The sequence below is a fragment of the Williamsia muralis genome, assembly GCF_051487485.1.
Taxonomy (GTDB): Bacteria; Actinomycetota; Actinomycetes; order Mycobacteriales; family Mycobacteriaceae; genus Williamsia; species Williamsia muralis_B.
Genome location: NZ_JAHVCV010000006.1, coordinates 292,143 through 308,357 on the forward strand (window position 1 = coordinate 292,143; position 16,215 = coordinate 308,357).

Annotated in this window: 14 protein-coding genes; 11 read left to right on the top strand and 3 right to left on the bottom strand. The window is 65.7% G+C overall.

The features are described 5' to 3' along the window. The first annotated feature begins 156 nt into the window (after positions 1–156). A complete protein-coding gene (locus tag KXR83_RS18560; protein WP_437426060.1) occupies positions 157–1,665 on the top strand; it encodes a PucR family transcriptional regulator in 1,509 nt (502 codons plus the stop codon). Positions 1,666–1,722: 57 nt separating this feature from the next. On the opposite strand, the gene KXR83_RS18565 is transcribed toward KXR83_RS18560, so the two are convergent. After that, positions 1,723–2,661 carry an SDR family oxidoreductase gene (locus KXR83_RS18565; protein WP_437426061.1) on the bottom strand — a complete coding sequence of 313 codons (939 nt, stop codon included), beginning with the start codon at positions 2,659–2,661 and terminating at the stop codon, positions 1,723–1,725. A 142-nt stretch (positions 2,662–2,803) separates the two neighbouring features. Here KXR83_RS18565 and KXR83_RS18570 point away from each other — a divergent pair, with 142 nt between their 5' ends. Next, a complete protein-coding gene (locus tag KXR83_RS18570; protein ID WP_437426062.1) occupies positions 2,804–3,637 on the top strand; it encodes a helix-turn-helix transcriptional regulator in 834 nt (277 codons plus the stop codon). Positions 3,638–3,717: 80 nt separating this feature from the next. Then, positions 3,718–5,202, top strand: a complete 1,485-nt coding sequence (locus KXR83_RS18575) for an FGGY-family carbohydrate kinase (RefSeq protein WP_437426063.1) — start codon at positions 3,718–3,720, stop codon at positions 5,200–5,202. A 53-nt stretch (positions 5,203–5,255) separates the two neighbouring features. Here the strand turns inward: KXR83_RS18575 and KXR83_RS18580 are convergent, their stop codons facing one another. Next, positions 5,256–6,041 carry an SDR family NAD(P)-dependent oxidoreductase gene (locus KXR83_RS18580; protein ID WP_116917102.1) on the bottom strand — a complete coding sequence of 262 codons (786 nt, stop codon included), beginning with the start codon at positions 6,039–6,041 and terminating at the stop codon, positions 5,256–5,258. Next, positions 6,038–7,051 (bottom strand): sugar-binding transcriptional regulator, encoded by a 1,014-nt coding sequence (locus tag KXR83_RS18585; RefSeq protein WP_437426064.1) that lies wholly within the window; start codon positions 7,049–7,051, stop codon positions 6,038–6,040. The genes KXR83_RS18580 and KXR83_RS18585 overlap by 4 nt, the downstream gene beginning before the upstream one ends. A gap of 172 nt (positions 7,052–7,223) precedes the next feature. On the opposite strand from KXR83_RS18585, the gene eltD reads away from it, so the two are divergent. From eltD to KXR83_RS18625, 8 genes are read left to right on the top strand one after another with little or no spacing between them, the layout of a single operon-like run. Further along, positions 7,224–8,312, top strand: coding sequence for an erythritol/L-threitol dehyrogenase (gene eltD, locus KXR83_RS18590; RefSeq protein ID WP_437426065.1), 1,089 nt, complete (start codon positions 7,224–7,226; stop codon positions 8,310–8,312). Between the two features lie 15 nt (positions 8,313–8,327). Then, positions 8,328–9,749: an ABC transporter substrate-binding protein gene (locus KXR83_RS18595; RefSeq protein ID WP_062797316.1), complete on the top strand. Its 1,422-nt coding sequence runs from the start codon at positions 8,328–8,330 to the stop codon at positions 9,747–9,749. A gap of 17 nt (positions 9,750–9,766) precedes the next feature. Continuing rightward, positions 9,767–10,723, top strand: a complete 957-nt coding sequence (locus KXR83_RS18600; protein ID WP_437426066.1) for a carbohydrate ABC transporter permease — start codon at positions 9,767–9,769, stop codon at positions 10,721–10,723. A 1-nt stretch (position 10,724) separates the two neighbouring features. Next, positions 10,725–11,588, top strand: coding sequence for a carbohydrate ABC transporter permease (locus KXR83_RS18605; RefSeq protein ID WP_062797320.1), 864 nt, complete (start codon positions 10,725–10,727; stop codon positions 11,586–11,588). Further along, the gene (locus tag KXR83_RS18610; protein ID WP_437426067.1) at positions 11,585–12,724 is read left to right on the top strand and encodes an ABC transporter ATP-binding protein; all 1,140 of its coding nucleotides are present in this window, start codon (positions 11,585–11,587) and stop codon (positions 12,722–12,724) included. The genes KXR83_RS18605 and KXR83_RS18610 overlap by 4 nt, the downstream gene beginning before the upstream one ends. Beyond that, entirely contained in the window at positions 12,721–13,866 is a 1,146-nt protein-coding gene (locus tag KXR83_RS18615) for an ABC transporter ATP-binding protein (RefSeq protein ID WP_099383727.1), read from the top strand. The genes KXR83_RS18610 and KXR83_RS18615 overlap by 4 nt, the downstream gene beginning before the upstream one ends. Beyond that, entirely contained in the window at positions 13,863–15,644 is a 1,782-nt protein-coding gene (locus KXR83_RS18620) for a dihydroxyacetone kinase family protein (RefSeq protein WP_437426068.1), read from the top strand. The genes KXR83_RS18615 and KXR83_RS18620 overlap by 4 nt, the downstream gene beginning before the upstream one ends. After that, positions 15,641–16,126, top strand: a complete 486-nt coding sequence (locus KXR83_RS18625; protein WP_023961388.1) for a ribose-5-phosphate isomerase — start codon at positions 15,641–15,643, stop codon at positions 16,124–16,126. Before KXR83_RS18620 ends, KXR83_RS18625 begins: the two co-directional genes overlap by 4 nt. Positions 16,127–16,215 lie beyond the last annotated feature (89 nt).

Sequence of the window (16,215 nt, forward strand, 5' to 3'; positions counted from 1 at the left end):
CGATGGGGGACAGGTGATGGTTGCCAGTGTTCGCCGCATCGTTGTGGTTACGGACCTGACAAAATGTCCATGGTCTGTCCGCCGTCGGTACACTCTGTCCAGTCGCTGCCTTGTTGTCGCTGGTCTGCGGCCAGGGGGCCGGCCCCGAGTAGGAAGGTGGAGCCCTTGACCACCACTGTCCGCTGGCTGCTGGGTCAACGTGACCTCGATTTGCGGCTGATCGGGGGAGCCGCTGGTCAGGACCGCGACATCGACTGCGCACTGAGTTCGGAACTGCCTGCCCCGCACGAGTGGCTCGCCGGCGGGGAGCTGCTTCTCACCACCGGTCTGCGTCTGCCGCCCACGGCGGCGGGGCGCCTCGAGTACGTCCGACTGCTGGACCGGGTGGGAGTCGCAGGTGTCGGATTCGGTGTCGGTCTCGGCTTCGACGACGTGCCGGCCGATCTGGTGGAGGCCGCCGATCAGGTGGGCCTGCCGCTTCTCGAGGTTCCCCTGCCCGTGCCGTTCTCTGCCATCGCGCGCACGGTGCTCGACCACATCGCCGCAGAGCGCTTCGACCAATTCGTCCGGGCGTCGCACACGCAGCCACGCATCACCCGCGCGATCATCGCCGGCGGCATGCCGGCGGTGGTGCGCGAACTCGCGGACGCCATCGAGCAGACGGTGGTGCTGCTCGACCGCGATCAGCAGCTGGTGAGCGCACGGCCCCAACCGGTGTCCGCCGACGATCTGGAGTCGGTGCGGTCGCAGGTGGGACGTGACCCCGCGGCGGCCAGCGGCGTCACACTGACCGGCGACCGGGTGATCACCGTGCAGCGGATCAGTGTGGCGGGCAACGTCTTCGGGCACCTTGCCGTCATCGGCCGAACCCCGCTCGGAGACCTCGAGCGGGTACTGGTGGGTCACGCGACATCGCTGCTCAGTCTCGAACACGCCAAACCCGGTCAGGTGATGCGCGATCAGCAGGCGCTGAACTCCGACGCGTTGACTCTGGCAATGGCGGGCCCGCCGCCCGCGGCCGCGCGCAACATCGTGTTGCGCGCAGCCGACCGGGATGGGCGTGTGCGGATCGCCGTTGCGCAGTACTCGGGGGTGGGAGGTGCACAGCAGGCTGCCGCGGCGGTGGCGGTGGAATTGCAGAACCACTGGCGACCGGTGTTCGTCGAACAGAGTGGTCCGGAGGTGGTGGTGCTCCTTCGCGGGGAGGACCAGCGTTCGTTTGCCGAATCGGTGCTCGCGATGGTGGGCAGGCAAGGCGCCCGTGCCGGATTGGGCACGGTGGTCTCGGTGGACGACATCAGCGACTCGGTCCGTCAGGCTCGGCTCGGGTGTGCGGTGGCCGGTGAAGGCGAGGTGGTCGACCTGGCCGCACGGGGGTCGGTGCTGGCGCTCGAGCCGGTACGCCAGGCGTTCAGCGGGGCACACGAATCGGTCCTGGGCCCGTTGCTCGATCACGATCGACGCAACGACAGCGCCCTGGTGGAGACGCTGCGTGGCTACCTACTCGCGAACGGGCAGTGGGAAGCGGCCGCCACTTCGGTGGGCGTGCACCGGCACACCCTTCGCCACCGGGTGGACCGCATCGAGCAACTCCTGCGCGTCGACCTCACCGACGCACGCACCCGCGCCGAACTGCTGCTGATCCTCCTGTCCGACCCACGCTGACCCGGTCGTTTCAGTACAGCCCTGTACGAGCCCCGCGCTCTGCACAGTCCATCGCCGCTACTGGGCGAACGGCTTGGTGAGATGCTCGGAGACCTGCCAGATTCGTTTGGCCGCCTGGGGATCACGCAGTCGTGAGAAGAGTTTCTGCCTTCCGGGGGCGCCGCTGGTGTGCGCCAGCCCGTTCGGACTGTAGAGGCCGCCCGGTTCGGCGTCGGCAGAGGTCGCAGCGTACAGCGCTGGTAGCCGGGCTGTGTCGACCGTCCCGGCCAAGATGCCTCGTTCGGAGAGTGCCTGGATGACCCTTCGGCCCACCGTTTGCTTGTCGCGGCCGAGCTCGGGGTGCGCGGCGAGCAGGTTCGTCGGAGCGATACCTGGGTGGGACAGGTTGCTGGTGATGTTCCACCCGCCGGCTTGGCTACGCCGGTCGAGTTCCAGGCCGAACAGTCCGAGCGCGATCTTCGACTGGCTGTAGGCCTTCATGCCGTCATAGGAACGTTCCCACTGCAAATCGTCCCAGTTGATGGAGCCGCTGTTGGCCGCGACACTGATTTGCGACGTCACGCGGGCGTGGCCCGCGCTCAGTAGCGATAACAGCTCAGCGACGAGTCGGAAGTGGCCGAGATGGTTGGTGCCGAACTGGATCTCGAATCCGTCGACGGTGCTCTGCCGGCCGGGCGGGGTCATGATGCCGGCGTTGTTGATGAGGATATGGATCGGCCGGCCCTCCTCGCGTAGGGACTGGCCCAGAGCCTCGACGGAAGCAAGCGATGACAGGTCGAGCTCCCGTAGCGACACGTTTGCGGCGGGCGCCTTGTCGAGGATTGCGGCGATCGCGGCCTCACCTTTGCCTCGATTTCGTACGGGCAGCAACACTTCGGCGCCGGCACCTGCGAGTTTGGTGGCGATGCCGAGGCCGATGCCGTCGCTTGCTCCGGTGACGACAGCGCGGGTGCCGGACAGGTCGGGGATGGTGATGTCGATAGCTGCGCGTGGCATGTGTTGTTCTCCTGGGCTCTGGTGGTTCCTTCACAGTCGCGCGTCCCGGCCGCCTCGGGCAGGGCCCGTTTATCCACTGATCGCGAAGCCGTGGATAGACCGTGCCGCGCGCGGTAGGAAGAAGGCGAACCTTGGAGGCGATGTGGTCATCGATCGGATTGGACTGGCGGACTTCTTGCGTCGCCGACGGGAGGCGCTACAGCCCGAGGATGTGGGACTGCCGCGTGGTCCGCGCCGGCGGACCAGCGGATTGCGGCGTGAGGAAGTGGCGGCGCTGTGCCACATGTCGACCGACTATTACGCGCGTATCGAACGCCAGAGCGGACCGCAGCCGTCTGAGCAGATGATCGCAGCCATCGCGCAGGGCCTGCATCTTTCTATTGAAGAGCGTGACCATCTGTTCCGGCTTGCGGGACATCAACCGCCCACGCGCGGCCCGGGAAGTGAGCACATCAGCCCTGGTCTGCAGCGCATCTTCGACCGCCTGCACGACACTCCTGCCGAGATAGTCACCGAACTCGGCGAGACGTTGCGGCAGACCGCGCTCGGCGAGGCGCTCACCGGTGACCTCACCGCCTACAGCGGCCCAGCCCGCAGCATCGGATATCGCTGGTTCACCGATCCCAACAGCCGCGGGCTCTACGCACCCGAGGACCATCCATTTCTCAGCCGTCTGTGGGTGTCGGGCCTGCGCGGGGTGGTCACCCTCAGAGGCCCCGATTCCTATGCGGCGCACTTATCCGATCTGCTGCTCGAGCAAAGCGACGAGTTCCGGCAGGTATGGAACAGGCATGAGGTCGGTCTACGGCCCCCTGGGGTGAAGAAGTTCATACATCCCGAGCTCGGCGAGTTGGAGTTGACCTGTCAGACCCTGCTCGATCCAACCCAGTCGCATGTGCTCTTGGTCTATACGGCTGTCCCCGGCACACAGAGTTACGAGAAGTTGAAGTTGCTGTCAGTCTTGGGGACTCGGTGATCCGGCCGGTTGGGGTGAAACTCCGTCAGCAAGCGCCAACCCGGTGACGACGATGATGTGCGGCCGATAGGCTGACTCAGGTGGAACTCGTCATCGGAATCGACATGGGCACCGGAAGCAGCAAAGGGGTTCTCGCCGACGCCGGGGGAACGGTGCTTGCCACCGAGACGGTGCCCCACGAGACGTCGATGCCGCGGCCGGGATGGGTGGAGGTCGACCCGGAACGGGTGTGGTGGCAGGAGATCTGCACGATCAGCTCCGCGCTGATGGCCGCCAAACCCGCGGACGGTGATGTGGTCGCGATCTGCGTCAGCGGGGTGGGCCCGTGCCTGGTTCTCTGCGACGCCGATCTCCGGCCCACCCGCCCGGCCATCCTGTACGGCGTGGACACCCGGGCCAGCGCGGAGATCGCCGAGTTGACCGAACAGCTGGGCGCCGAGCAGATCCTCGCCGATGCCGGGACGTTGCTGTCCAGTCAGGCGGTCGGGCCCAAGATGCTGTGGGTGCGCAATCACGAACCTGAGGTGTGGGCGCGCTCGGCGCGTTGGTACGGGTCCAACTCGTACATCGCCGCCAAACTCACCGGCGAGTACGTGATGGATCACCACACGGCCAGCCAGTGTGACCCGCTTTATGCGATAAAGGATTTCGAGTGGCACCCCCGATGGGCGGAGCAGATCTGCGTCGACATTCCGATGCCGCGGTTGTGCTGGCCGGGCGAGGTGGTGGGCACTGTTCACCGTCGCGGGGCCGAGGAAACCGGACTGCCGGAGGGGATCCCGGTGGTCGCGGGCACGGTCGACGCTTTCGCCGAGGCGTTCTCGGTGGGTGTGCGTCAGCCGGGTGACCAGATGTTGATGTACGGCTCGACGATGTTCCTGATCCAGATCATCGACGAGTTCCACAGCGACCCTGCACTGTGGACCACTGCCGGCGTCCAGGAGCGCACCCTCGCACTCGCTGCCGGGACGTCCACGGCCGGCCGGCTGATCTCATGGCTCCAATCGGTCACCGGCAACGCCTCATTCGACGAATTGACGTCCGAGGCGATGGCGGTGCCGCCGGGCAGTGAAGGGCTGCTCTTGCTGCCGTATCTCGCGGGAGAACGTACTCCGGTGTTCGATCCCGATGCGCGTGGCGTGTTCGCCGGACTCACGTTGCGACACAACCGCGGACATCTGTTCCGGTCGGCCTACGAGGGGATCTCCTTCGGTATCCGGCAGATCCTCGAGATGTTCGATGACGCGCACACCGCCAAACGCACTGTCGCGGTGGGCGGCGGGCTGCGCAGCCCGGTGTGGGCCCAAGCACTCAGCGACATCACCGGCCGTACCCAGCTGGTCCCCGAACAGACGATCGGCGCGAGCTACGGCGACGCCCTGCTCGCCGCGATCGCGGTTGATCTCGTTGCGCCGGAGACCGATTGGACGAAGCTCGCCCGGGAGATCACTCCCGACCCGAACGTCGCGTCGCTCTATGACGACCTCTATCAGACGTGGCGCGAACTGTATCCGGCAACGGCAGATCAGGTCCATCATCTGGCGCGCATGACCGACGACCGCTGAGAACTGGTGGTCGGGTCCACCGGGTCTGCGGCGGTCGTGCCCGCTGGTACCGCTCAGCCCATCGTGTAGCCGCCGTCGACCGGGAGGTCCACGCCGGAGATCATCGATGCCGCGTCTGAGGCCAACCACAGCACCGTGTTCGACACTTCCTGGGGAATCGCGAACCGGCCCAGGGGGATCCGGGCCAGCATCGGCGCAGCCTTGGTCTCCTCACCCCACACGCGTTGACCCATCTCGGTGAGCACGACGGTGGGGCACACCGAATTGGCGCGGATCCCGTACTGGCCCAGTTCGAGCGCCAGTACCTTGGTGGCCATCACCAATCCGGCCTTCGACGCGCAGTACGAGTAGTGCTCGCGCAGCGGTGCCAGCGCGGCAGCCGAGGCGACCGTGACGATGGAACCCCCGGTGCCCTGCTCGACCATGATCGAGCCCACCCGTGCGGCCAGCAGGGCAGGAGCTCGGAGGTTCACGTTCAGCACGGCGTCGTACTGCTCGGTGTCGAGGTCGAGAACCGAATGGGGATAGGAGATCCCGGCGTTGTTGATCAGGATGTCCAGGCCGTCGAACGCACCTGCAGCGGCACGCGCCAGTGCTTCGGGACCATCGGTGTCGGCCAGGTCGGCGACCACTGTGGCAACGCGCGTGCCGTGTTCACGGCTCAGGGTGGCAGCGGCCTCGTCCAACTCGACCTTGTTGCGCCCGCTCAGGATGAGGTCGGCCCCCGCGCGTGCGAGCGTGACCGCGATATCGGCGCCGATTCCTTTGGTGGCGCCGGTGATCAGCGCGCGTTTGCCGTCGAGGCGCAGAGTGGTCGGATCGACAGTCGGGGTGGTCATAAGCTCTCCATGATTGCTGTGGCGGTTGCGGGATCGGTGACGAGTTGGTTGAAGAACCCCGCGGCTGCCCCGGCGACGATCGGGTCGACCTTGTCTTTGCCGACCGCCACACCGATGCCGATCGGAACTTGCTTGAGCAGGTCCAGTTCGATGGCGATGAGCCGCTCGCGTCCGGGGAAGTCGACGGCCCGGCCGTCGCGGTCGTAGAAGCGCGAGCACACGTCCCCCACGGCCGAGCGCAGCGACGCCGAGCCGGTCGGGACGAATTGCGGTATGTCAGAACGTAACAGAGGCGGTGCACCGATGCCCATCAGCGCACAGCGGGCCTGCGACCACAGTCGTAGGACCGGCTGGATGCTGGGGTCGGCGGTCAGCGAGGCGTGCAGGTCCGGCCCGGGCAGGGCGGGTGCAAAGAGGTAGTTCGGGCGGCCGCCGATCTTTCCTGCGACGAGGCGGGTGATCTCGTTGGTCTGGTACCACGGCTCGGGCTGGTCGTTGCCGCCGACGGTCGGTACCACCAGGACGCCGGGCAATTCGGCCATGTCGTACTGGGCCACCTCGTAGACGGTGCGGCCCGAGGACACCAGGAGTACGTCGCCGGGCAGTAGGTTCGCGTCACGGAGGCTGCGTGCCACCGCGGGAGCGAGAACCGATCCCATCACCTCCACGGTCGGACGCGCTGGGGTGGCCGGGGGCAGCGGGCTGCTGAGATACACCTTGTCGAGGTGCAGTGCTGCCGACAGGCTGGTCTCCAGGTCGGCGTCGAAGAAGTCTTGTGGCGCAATCACTTCGATGCGGACGATGCCCCGGCGACGGGCTTCGGCGAGCAGTCGGCTGACGGTTGCGCGGCTGACGCCAAGCTGTGATGCGACGTCGAGCTGGGTGGCTTCCTCGGTGTAGTACAGGCGGGCAGCGGCGTAAATCAGCGAGGCGGAGAAGTGGCCGGAGTCCGACCCGTTGGCCGCATCGGGCGACGGTGAGGCCACCGACCTACGTGTCTCCCTCGCCATTCGGCACACCCCTCCGTCGGTGACTTGCGATCCCGCCGATTATGTCACTGCACATTTGTTCACGCGTGGAAAACTCGTGAACATCTGTTCTGTACATTTGTATCACCAAGGGTTAACGTGACCGGGAACACAAATGAGCAACGAGGCATATGAGCCTGTGAGGAGTTGGCAGATGGGTGAGCAACTACCCGAGAAGATGCAGGCAGTTGTCTGTCATGGACCCGAGGACTACCGCTTGGAGCAGGTCGCGGTACCGGTCGCCGGCCCCGGTGAGGCGTTGATCAAGGTCGAAGCAGTGGGTATCTGCGCGAGTGATCTCAAGTGCTACCACGGTGCGGCGAAGTTCTGGGGCGACGAGAACCGTCCCGCATGGGCCGAGACTGAGGTGATCCCCGGCCATGAGTTCGTCGGCACGGTGGTCTCACTCGACGAGGCCGCCGCCGAGCGGTGGGGGATTGCAGTGGGCGACCGCGTGGTGTCCGAGCAGATCGTTCCCTGCTGGGAGTGCATGTACTGCAAGCGCGGCTGGTACCACATGTGCGCGCCGCACGACCTCTACGGATTCAAGCGCCGCACACCCGGGGCGATGGCCGAATACATGGTCTATCCCGGTGAAGCGTTGGTGCACAAGGTGTCCAAGGACATCCCCGCGCACCACGCAGCATTCGCCGAGCCTCTGTCGTGCTCGCTCCACGCCGTCGAGCGCGCACAGATCACCTTCGAGGACACCGTCGTCGTCGCCGGCTGCGGACCGATCGGCCTGGGCATGATCGCAGGTGCCAAGTCGAAGAATCCCGCTCGCGTGATCGCCCTCGACATGGCAGAGGAAAAGCTCGAACTCGCGAAGCGGTGCGGCGCCGACCTCACCATCAACATCGCGACCGAGGATGCGGTGGCGATGATCAAGGATCTGACGGACGGCTACGGTGCCGATGTGTACCTGGAAGCCACGGGGCACCCGTCGGCGGTCCCGCAGGGACTGAACCTGCTGCGCAAACTGGGCCGATACGTGGAGTACGGCGTCTTCGGGAGCGACGTGTCCGTCGACTGGAGCATCATCAGCGACGACAAAGAGCTCGACGTCCTCGGTGCGCACCTCGGTCCGTACTGCTGGCCCGCAGCCATCCGCATGATCGAGTCGGGGGTTCTCCCGATGGACGAGATCTGCACCCACCAGTTGCCGCTGAGCGAGTTCCAGCGCGGATTGGACCTGGTGGCCAGCGGTAAAGAGTCGGTCAAGGTGTCCTTGATCCCGGCCTGAGCGAAAGACGTATCCATGAATGAGAACTTTTCGGTCAACACTCCGATGTCCCGTCGAAACCTGCTGCGGGCGTTCGGCGTGGTGGGGGTGGCCGCTGCGGCAGCACCGATCCTGGGCGCCTGTGGCGTGGGTGGTCGAGTCGATGCGGAGAACGGTGCCGCTGCGGTCTCGGGCTCGTTCGACTGGCGTAAAGCCGAAGGCACCACGCTCAACATCCTGCAGACACCGCACCCCTACCAGCAGTCATTCCAGCCGCTGCTGTCCGAGTTCAGCGCCCTCACCGGCATCAAGGTGAACGTCGATCTCGTGCCCGAGGCCGACTACTTCACCAAGTTGAACACCGAGCTCGCCGGCGGAACGGGCAAGCACGACGTCTTCATGCTGGGTGCCTACTTCATCTGGCAGTACGGTCCGCCCGGATGGATCGAGGACCTGGGCCCGTGGCTGGGCAACAGTGCGGCCACCAGCCAGGAGTACGACTTCGACGACATCTTCGAAGGCCTGCGTACCTCGACCCGCTGGAACTTCGAGCTGGGCAGTCCGCTCGGCACCGGCGGTCAGTGGGCGATCCCCTGGGGATTCGAGAACAACGTGGTGGCCTACAACAAGGCCTACTTCGACAGCCGGAAGATCGCGCTGCCGGACAACTTCGACGACTTCATCCAGCTCGCAATCGATCTCACCGATCGCTCGGAGAACCGGTATGGCATCGCGACCCGCGGCTCGAAGTCGTGGGCGACCATCCATCCCGGCTTCATGAGTCAGTACGCCCGTGAAGGCGCCGTCGACTACACGCTCGACGGAGACGAACTGGTGGCCCGAATGAACTCCGCGAAGGCAGTCGACTTCACGCGCAAGTGGATCGAGATGCAGCACAAGGCCGGACCCACGTCGTGGACCACGTACGACTACCCCAACGCCACCGGTGACCTCGGTGACGGCAAGGCGATGATGGTGTACGACGCCGACAGCGCCACGTACCCCAAGAACAAGCCCGGTGCCAGCGCGCAGGCAGGCAACCTCGGGTGGTACCCCGGACCCGCGGGACCGGACGGCAACTACAACACCAACCTCTGGACCTGGACGTGGGCGATGAACTCGCTGTCCAAGAACAAGCTCGCCGCCTGGCTGTTCATGCAGTGGGCCACCGGCAAAGAGGCGATGAACAAGGCCGTCGAAGGCGGCATCTACGCGGACCCGGTCCGTAAGTCGGTGTTCGACAGCACGTTCAAGCGGATCGCGGCCGACCAGCCGGGTTACCTCGAGACCTTCGAGACCGTCATCGGGTCCTCGAAGATCCAGTTCACCCCGCAGAAGAAGTTCTTCGACACCACCAAGGACTGGGCGGTGGCGCTGCAGGACATCTACGGCGGCGACGACGCCCAGTCCCGGCTGGACAGTCTGGCCAAGACCAACACCTCCAAAGTGAATCTCTAACGGAGAGAGAAGAACCAATGACCACTCAAGCGTCAAAGGCGACGACGGATGGTGTTTCGGGCCAGCCGCCTGTCCGTGCGGACAAGCCGGTCGAGGTGCCGACCTGGCGCCGACGGCTGCGCCCCTATCTGCTCTCGCTCCCCGCACTCATCATCGTCATCGGCATCCTGTACCCGTTCTTCGTCGGTGCCTACTACTCGGTGCTCAACTACGCGGCCGTCAATCCCGATCCCGTGTTCGTCGGTTTCCGCAACTTCGCCTCGGTGCTCGGCGACCAGATCTTCTGGCAGAGCGTGCAGGTCACCGGAGTGTTCGCGGTGGTCGCCACGGCGGTCGAGACCGTCCTCGGCGTGGGCCTCGCGCTGTTGCTCAACCGCTCCAGCATCATCGGCAAGATCTTCGAGAAGGTCCTGATCCTGCCGCTGATGATCGCCCCCGTCATCGCGGGCGTGATCTGGAAGCTGATGTTCAATCCGCAGTTCGGCATTCTCAATCACGTTCTGGGACTGGGGAACACCTTCGACTGGTTGTCCAGTTCGAATGCGCTCTGGTCGGTGATCCTGGTCGACGTCTGGATCTTCACACCGTTTGTCGCGATCCTCGTGCTCGCGGGTATCCGCTCACTGCCGAAGGAGCCGTTCGAGGCCTCCGAGGTCGACGGTGCCAACTGGTTCTTCATGTTCCGCAAACTGATGCTGCCGATGCTGTGGCCATACATCCTGGTGGCCGTCATCTTCCGCTTCATGGACAACCTCAAGGTGTTCGACGCGATCTACGTGCTCACCGCGGGCGGTCCAGGCGTCTCGACCCGCACCCTTCAGATCGGCGCGTTCGAGGACGCGATCATCAACCTCGACTACTCCCGTGGAGCGACCTACATGTTGCTGCTCTGGATCATCGTGTTCATCACCGCACGCATTCTCGTCAGCGTGCTCGGAAAGGCGCAGCGACGAGCTGCGGGAGCGGAGTCCTGACATGGCGCGTGAACTCTTGCCCGGTCAAAAACGTTTCACCGTCGGATCGGTTGCGGCCGACCTCACCCTGATCGCGTGGTTCATCTTCTCGTTGTTCCCGATCATCTGGATGGTGATCCTCTCGCTGAAGAACACCGAGCAGCAGACCAGCACCTACTTCTCCTTCAGCCCCACGTTGGAGAACTTCTCGACGGTGTTGTCCAACAAGGGAACCGAGCTGACTAGTGTCGACTTCAAGGCGTCGCTGCTGACCAGCCTGATCAACTGTGGTGGTGCGGTCATCGTGTCTCTGGTCATCGGTATCCCGGCGGCTTACGCGGCCGGCCGGTGGAAGTACCGCGGCAGTGAGGATCTGATGTTCCAGATGCTCTCGTTCCGGTTCGCCCCCGAGCTCATGGTGATCGTCCCGCTGTTCGTGATCTACAACCAGATCGGACTCTTCGACACCAACGTCGGAATGATCTGGGTGCTGCAGCTGGTCACCATGCCGCTGGTGGTCTGGATCCTGCGTTCGTACTTCCAGGATCTGCCCGAAGACCTCGAGCAGGCAGCCCTGCTGGACGGCTACACCCGGTCCCGGGCGTTCGTGATGGTGGCCCTGCCGCTGGTCCGTCCAGGCATCGCCGCCGCCGGACTGCTGGCGTTCATCTTCGCCTGGAACAACTACGTGTTCCCGTTGATCCTCGCCGACAGCAATGCCGGTGTGACGGTGGCGATCACCAAGTTCCTCGGTGGTGGCGGTCAGGCCTACTACAACCTCACCGCAGCAGCGGCGGTCATCGCGGCGCTGCCCCCGCTGATCCTCGCGCTGACCATTCAGCGTTACCTCGTCCGCGGTCTCTCGTTTGGAGCGGTGAAAGCATGAGCACTCTCAGGCTCGACAACCTCAGCAAGAACTACGGCAAGACGGTCGGCATCAAAGACCTGTCCCTCGACATCGCGGACGGCGAGTTCTTTGTCATCCTCGGACCCAGTGGTGCGGGAAAGACCACCACCCTCAAGTCGATTGCCGGTCTGGTCGACGTCGATGCCGGTTCGGTGCACATCGGCGGCGTCGACATGACGCTGGTGGAGCCCTACCGCCGGAACGTGGCGATGGCGTTCGAGAGCTACGCGCTGTATCCACAGAAGACGGTGTCGCAGAACCTCGAATCGCCGCTGAAGTCGGGACGGAGGGGCAAGTACACCGACGCCGAACGCAAGCAGCGCATCGATCAGGTCACCACCACACTGGGCATCAACCATCTGCTCGAGCGCTTCCCCCGTGAGCTGTCCAACGGACAGCGACAGCGTGTTGCGCTCGGCCGGGTGCTGGTGCGACCGGCGGATGTCTACCTGCTCGACGAACCGCTCAGTCACCTCGACGCCAAGCTCCGCGCGGCGATGCGTGCCGAGCTGAAGCAACTCGGCCAGATGTCGAGTACCACCACCATTTACGTGACGCACGACTACCAGGAGGCGCTTGCACTCGGCGATCGCATCGGGGTACTGCGCGACGGAGAACTGGTGCAGGTCGGCACGCCCGAGCAGATCTGGCGCAGCCCGGCCGACACCTTCGTGGCGAAGTCGCTGGGGCAGCCCGAGATCAACGTCGTCGACGCTGTGATCGACGGCTCGACCGCCCGGCTGGGAGACGGATCGGGAAGGGTGCGGGTGCCGGACGGCGTGATGGCGTCGTCGGGCGACCGTGTGCGCGTCGGACTGCGGCCCTGTGATCTGAAGGTGCTGGGTCGCGGCGAGCGGATCCCCGACGATGCGATGCAGTTGCACGGGCGGGTGATGCTGGCCGAGCGACTCGGCCGGAACGTGGAGCTCACCATCGACTCGTGTGGACGGCAGATCATCGCTTTGTCCAGCGGGCGTGAACATTTCGCGGAAGGCACCGAGGTGAGTCTCACCGTCGCCACCCGCGATGTCCACGTGTTCGACAACGAGCAGACCGGCGCGGACAGCGTGCGGCTGATATCGAACGTGCAATCGGAAATGGAGGCAACCCGGTGAGCTCGACGACCATCCCCGCCCCGAGTCAGGTGTCGTCTGACGTCGCCAAGAGTCTGACCCTCGACAAGCTGGTGAAGACGTACTCGGCCCGCGGCCGCGAGAGTTTCCAGGCGGTCAAGGGCATCGATCTGACCATCGCCCCAGGGGAACTCGTCGCATTGCTCGGTCCGTCGGGCTGTGGCAAGACGACCACCCTGCGCATGATCGCTGGTCTGGAAACCGTCACCTCCGGTTCGATCAAGGTGGGGGACAAAGAGATCTCGCAGCTGCCCGCAGCCAAGCGAGGCATCGGTGTGGGCTTCGAGAGCTACGCCCTGTACCCACCCATGTCGATCCGCGACAATCTCGCGTACGGCCTCAAGGCCCGCAAGGTTTCTGGCGCGGACCAGCTGGTGGAGACCATCGCCAGTCGCCTGGAGATGGAAGACCTTCTGCCGCTTCGACCGGCGAGCCTGTCGAGTGGTCAGAAGCAGCGGGTGGCGCTGGCGCGAGCGCTCGTCCGCAACCCACCGGTACTCCTGCTGGACGAGCCGCTGAGCCACCTCGACGCTTCGGCCCGGCAACGGGTGCGCCGCGAACTCAAGGTGCTGCAGCGCGAATTCGGATACACCACCATCGTGGTCACGCACGACCAGGTCGAGGCACTCTCGCTCGCCGACCGTCTCGCCGTGATGAACCACGGCGTGATCCAGCAGTTCGGCACGCCGGACGAGGTCTTCGACGACCCGGCCAATCTCTTTGTCGCCGAGTTCGTGGGCGAACCGCAGATCAACGTGCTGCGCGGTGTCACCCGCACCATCGACCAGACGGTGTTCGTCGAGATCGGGCGTGGTGCAGGGCGATTGGCGACCACCGTGCGTGGCCCGATCGCCGATGGCACCCGGGTGTCGGTGGGGTTGCGACCGCAGGATTGTTCGGTTGTCCGGGCCGCCGGTGATCCGACCGTGTCGGCGTCGGTGGCGTACTTCGAGCATCTGCTCGAGTTCGGTCTGGCGACGTGCACGATCAGTGGCATCGAGGAAGGGATCGTTGTACAGACGCCCGCCGAGGACCACTTCACCACCGACCAGAAGATCGAGATCGGCGCCCCACCCGAGCGCGTGTACCTCTTCGACGCCGATGGCGGGGAGCGGTTGCGATGACTCGGTTGTTCAACGACCCGTCGCGGTTCTCCGAGGACATGCTCGCGGGCTTCTGCGACGCCAATTCCCGGTACGTCGCGGCCGTCCCGGGGGGAGTGGTGCGTGCGCACCGGACGCCACCGGGCAAGGTCGCGGTGGTGGTCGGCGGCGGCTCCGGTCACTACCCCGCGTTCTGCGGCGTGGTGGGTCCCGGGTTCGCCGACGGGGCCGTGGTGGGCAACATCTTCACCTCGCCGTCCACCGACGAGGCCACCTCGGTGGCCCGCGCTGCCGACGGCGGTGCCGGCGTCTTGCTGACCACCGGGAACTACGCGGGCGACGTGATGAACTTCGGGCTCGCGGTGCAGCAACTGCGGGCCGAGGGCATCGACGCGCATTACCTCGCGGTCACCGACGATGTCGCGAGCGCACCGACCGGTGAGGAGTCCCGACGACGAGGCATCGCAGGCGATTTCACGGTGTTCCGGTGTGCCGGTGCCGCGGCAGATGCGGGCCGGGACATGGCGGGCGTCCTCGACATCGCCCGGCGGGCGAACGACGCGACACGCACACTTGGTGTCGCTTTCGACGGATGCACGATGCCCGGCGCAGATGCCCCGCTGTTCACCGTCCCGGCCGGGAAGATGGGTGTGGGCCTCGGCATCCATGGTGAACCGGGTATCGCCGACGAGCCGATGCCGACCGCCGAGGAACTGGCCCGCACACTGGTCGACGGCGTGCTGGCCGCAGCTCCCACGACCGACTCGAACCGGATCGCCGTGATCCTCAACGGGCTCGGCCGCACCAAATACGAGGAACTGTTCGTGGTGTGGTCCACGGCGTCGGCGCTGCTGCGCGAGGCGGGGTACACGCTGGTCGATCCCGAGGTGGGGGAGCTGGTGACCAGCCTCGATATGGCCGGTTGTTCGCTCACCGTGATGTGGCTCGACGACGACCTCGAGCGTTACTGGACGGCCCCCGCCGACACCCCTGCCTACCGGAAGATGACCGGCGACCACGTCGGCCCGGCGATGGGTGACGCGCAATTACGTTCGGACACAGATGAAGTCGCGGTGGCCGCGGCCCCCGCGTTGGCGTCCCTCTCGGACGAGGCAGGCCGCCGCACCGGACAGGTGGTCGGAGAGGCATTGCACGCCCTTGCCGATGCGGTGGCCGGCGCCGAGACGGAACTCGGCCGCATCGATGCCGTGGCAGGCGACGGTGACCACGGTCGCGGAATGGTCAAGGGAAGTTCGGCCGCTGTCGCCGCGGCCGATGAGGCCATAGCCGCTCAGGCGGGTGCCGGATCGGTACTCGCCGCTGCCGGAAAAGCCTGGGCCGCAAAGGCCGGCGGCACCTCGGGTGTGTTGTGGGGTGCGCTGCTCGGTGCACTCGGCGCCCGGCTCGGCGACACCGGTTCACCCGACACCGCACTGCTCGGTGCCGGTTTGCGCGACGGGTACCAGGCACTTGTCGATCTCGGCGGTGCTGCGCCCGGCGACAAGACGATGCTCGACGCGCTCGGGCCCTTTGTCGAAGAGATCGAACGACAGGCGGCCGATGGCGTCGGCTGGCACGAGGCCTGGTCGGCCGCCGCAGTGGTGGCCGACGAGTCCGCAAAAGCCACAGCTCGATTACGACCGAAGGTCGGCCGTGCCCGGCCCCTCGCCGAACGCAGCGTCGGGACACCCGATGCCGGCGCGATCTCACTGGCCCTGTCGGTGCACGCAATCGCCGACCGAACCAGCGCCCTCGTGGGCGCAGGGCACTCAAGCGATGAGAGGACATCTCACTCATGACCGATTCACAGAACTCCGGCGCACTGCGCATCGTCATCGGATCCGACGACGCGGGCTACGAGTACAAGGAGACCCTGAAGGCTGACCTGCAGTCCGACGGAAGGGTCGACAGCGTCGTCGACGTCGGTGTCGGGGCCGACGACCAGACCGCGTACCCGCACGTCGCGGTGACAGCCGCGCGGATGGTCGCCGAAGGCAAGGCCGACCGCGCGCTCCTGGTGTGCGGCACCGGGCTCGGTGTGGCCATCAGTGCCAACAAGGTGCCGGGTGTGCGGGCGGTGACCGCGCACGACAGCTTCTCCGTCGAGCGGTCGGTGCTCAGCAACAACGCCCAGGTGCTGTGTTTCGGGCAGCGGGTGGTCGGGCTGGAATTGGCCCGCAGGCTGGCCCGTGAGTGGCTCGACTACACCTTCGATCCCGAAAGTGCCTCGGCCGGAAAGGTCGCCGCCATCGACGACTACGAGCACAAGACCGCCGGCTGACAAAACTTGGTGGGTCCGGGTAGAACGTTTCTCCCCGGTCGCGTTCCCCGGGCCCACCATTCTCACCGAAGAACACGAAGGTCCCACCG

Coding starts and splice junctions, on each gene's coding strand:
- KXR83_RS18600 (WP_437426066.1), top strand. CDS start 9,767: ATGACCACTCAAGCGTCAAAGGCGACGACGGATGGTGTTTCGGGCCAG.
- KXR83_RS18595 (WP_062797316.1), top strand. CDS start 8,328: ATGAATGAGAACTTTTCGGTCAACACTCCGATGTCCCGTCGAAACCTG.
- KXR83_RS18585 (WP_437426064.1), bottom strand. CDS start 7,051: ATGGCGAGGGAGACACGTAGGTCGGTGGCCTCACCGTCGCCCGATGCG.
- KXR83_RS18610 (WP_437426067.1), top strand. CDS start 11,585: ATGAGCACTCTCAGGCTCGACAACCTCAGCAAGAACTACGGCAAGACG.
- eltD (WP_437426065.1), top strand. CDS start 7,224: ATGGGTGAGCAACTACCCGAGAAGATGCAGGCAGTTGTCTGTCATGGA.
- KXR83_RS18605 (WP_062797320.1), top strand. CDS start 10,725: ATGGCGCGTGAACTCTTGCCCGGTCAAAAACGTTTCACCGTCGGATCG.
- KXR83_RS18625 (WP_023961388.1), top strand. CDS start 15,641: ATGACCGATTCACAGAACTCCGGCGCACTGCGCATCGTCATCGGATCC.
- KXR83_RS18580 (WP_116917102.1), bottom strand. CDS start 6,041: ATGACCACCCCGACTGTCGATCCGACCACTCTGCGCCTCGACGGCAAA.
- KXR83_RS18620 (WP_437426068.1), top strand. CDS start 13,863: ATGACTCGGTTGTTCAACGACCCGTCGCGGTTCTCCGAGGACATGCTC.
- KXR83_RS18565 (WP_437426061.1), bottom strand. CDS start 2,661: ATGCCACGCGCAGCTATCGACATCACCATCCCCGACCTGTCCGGCACC.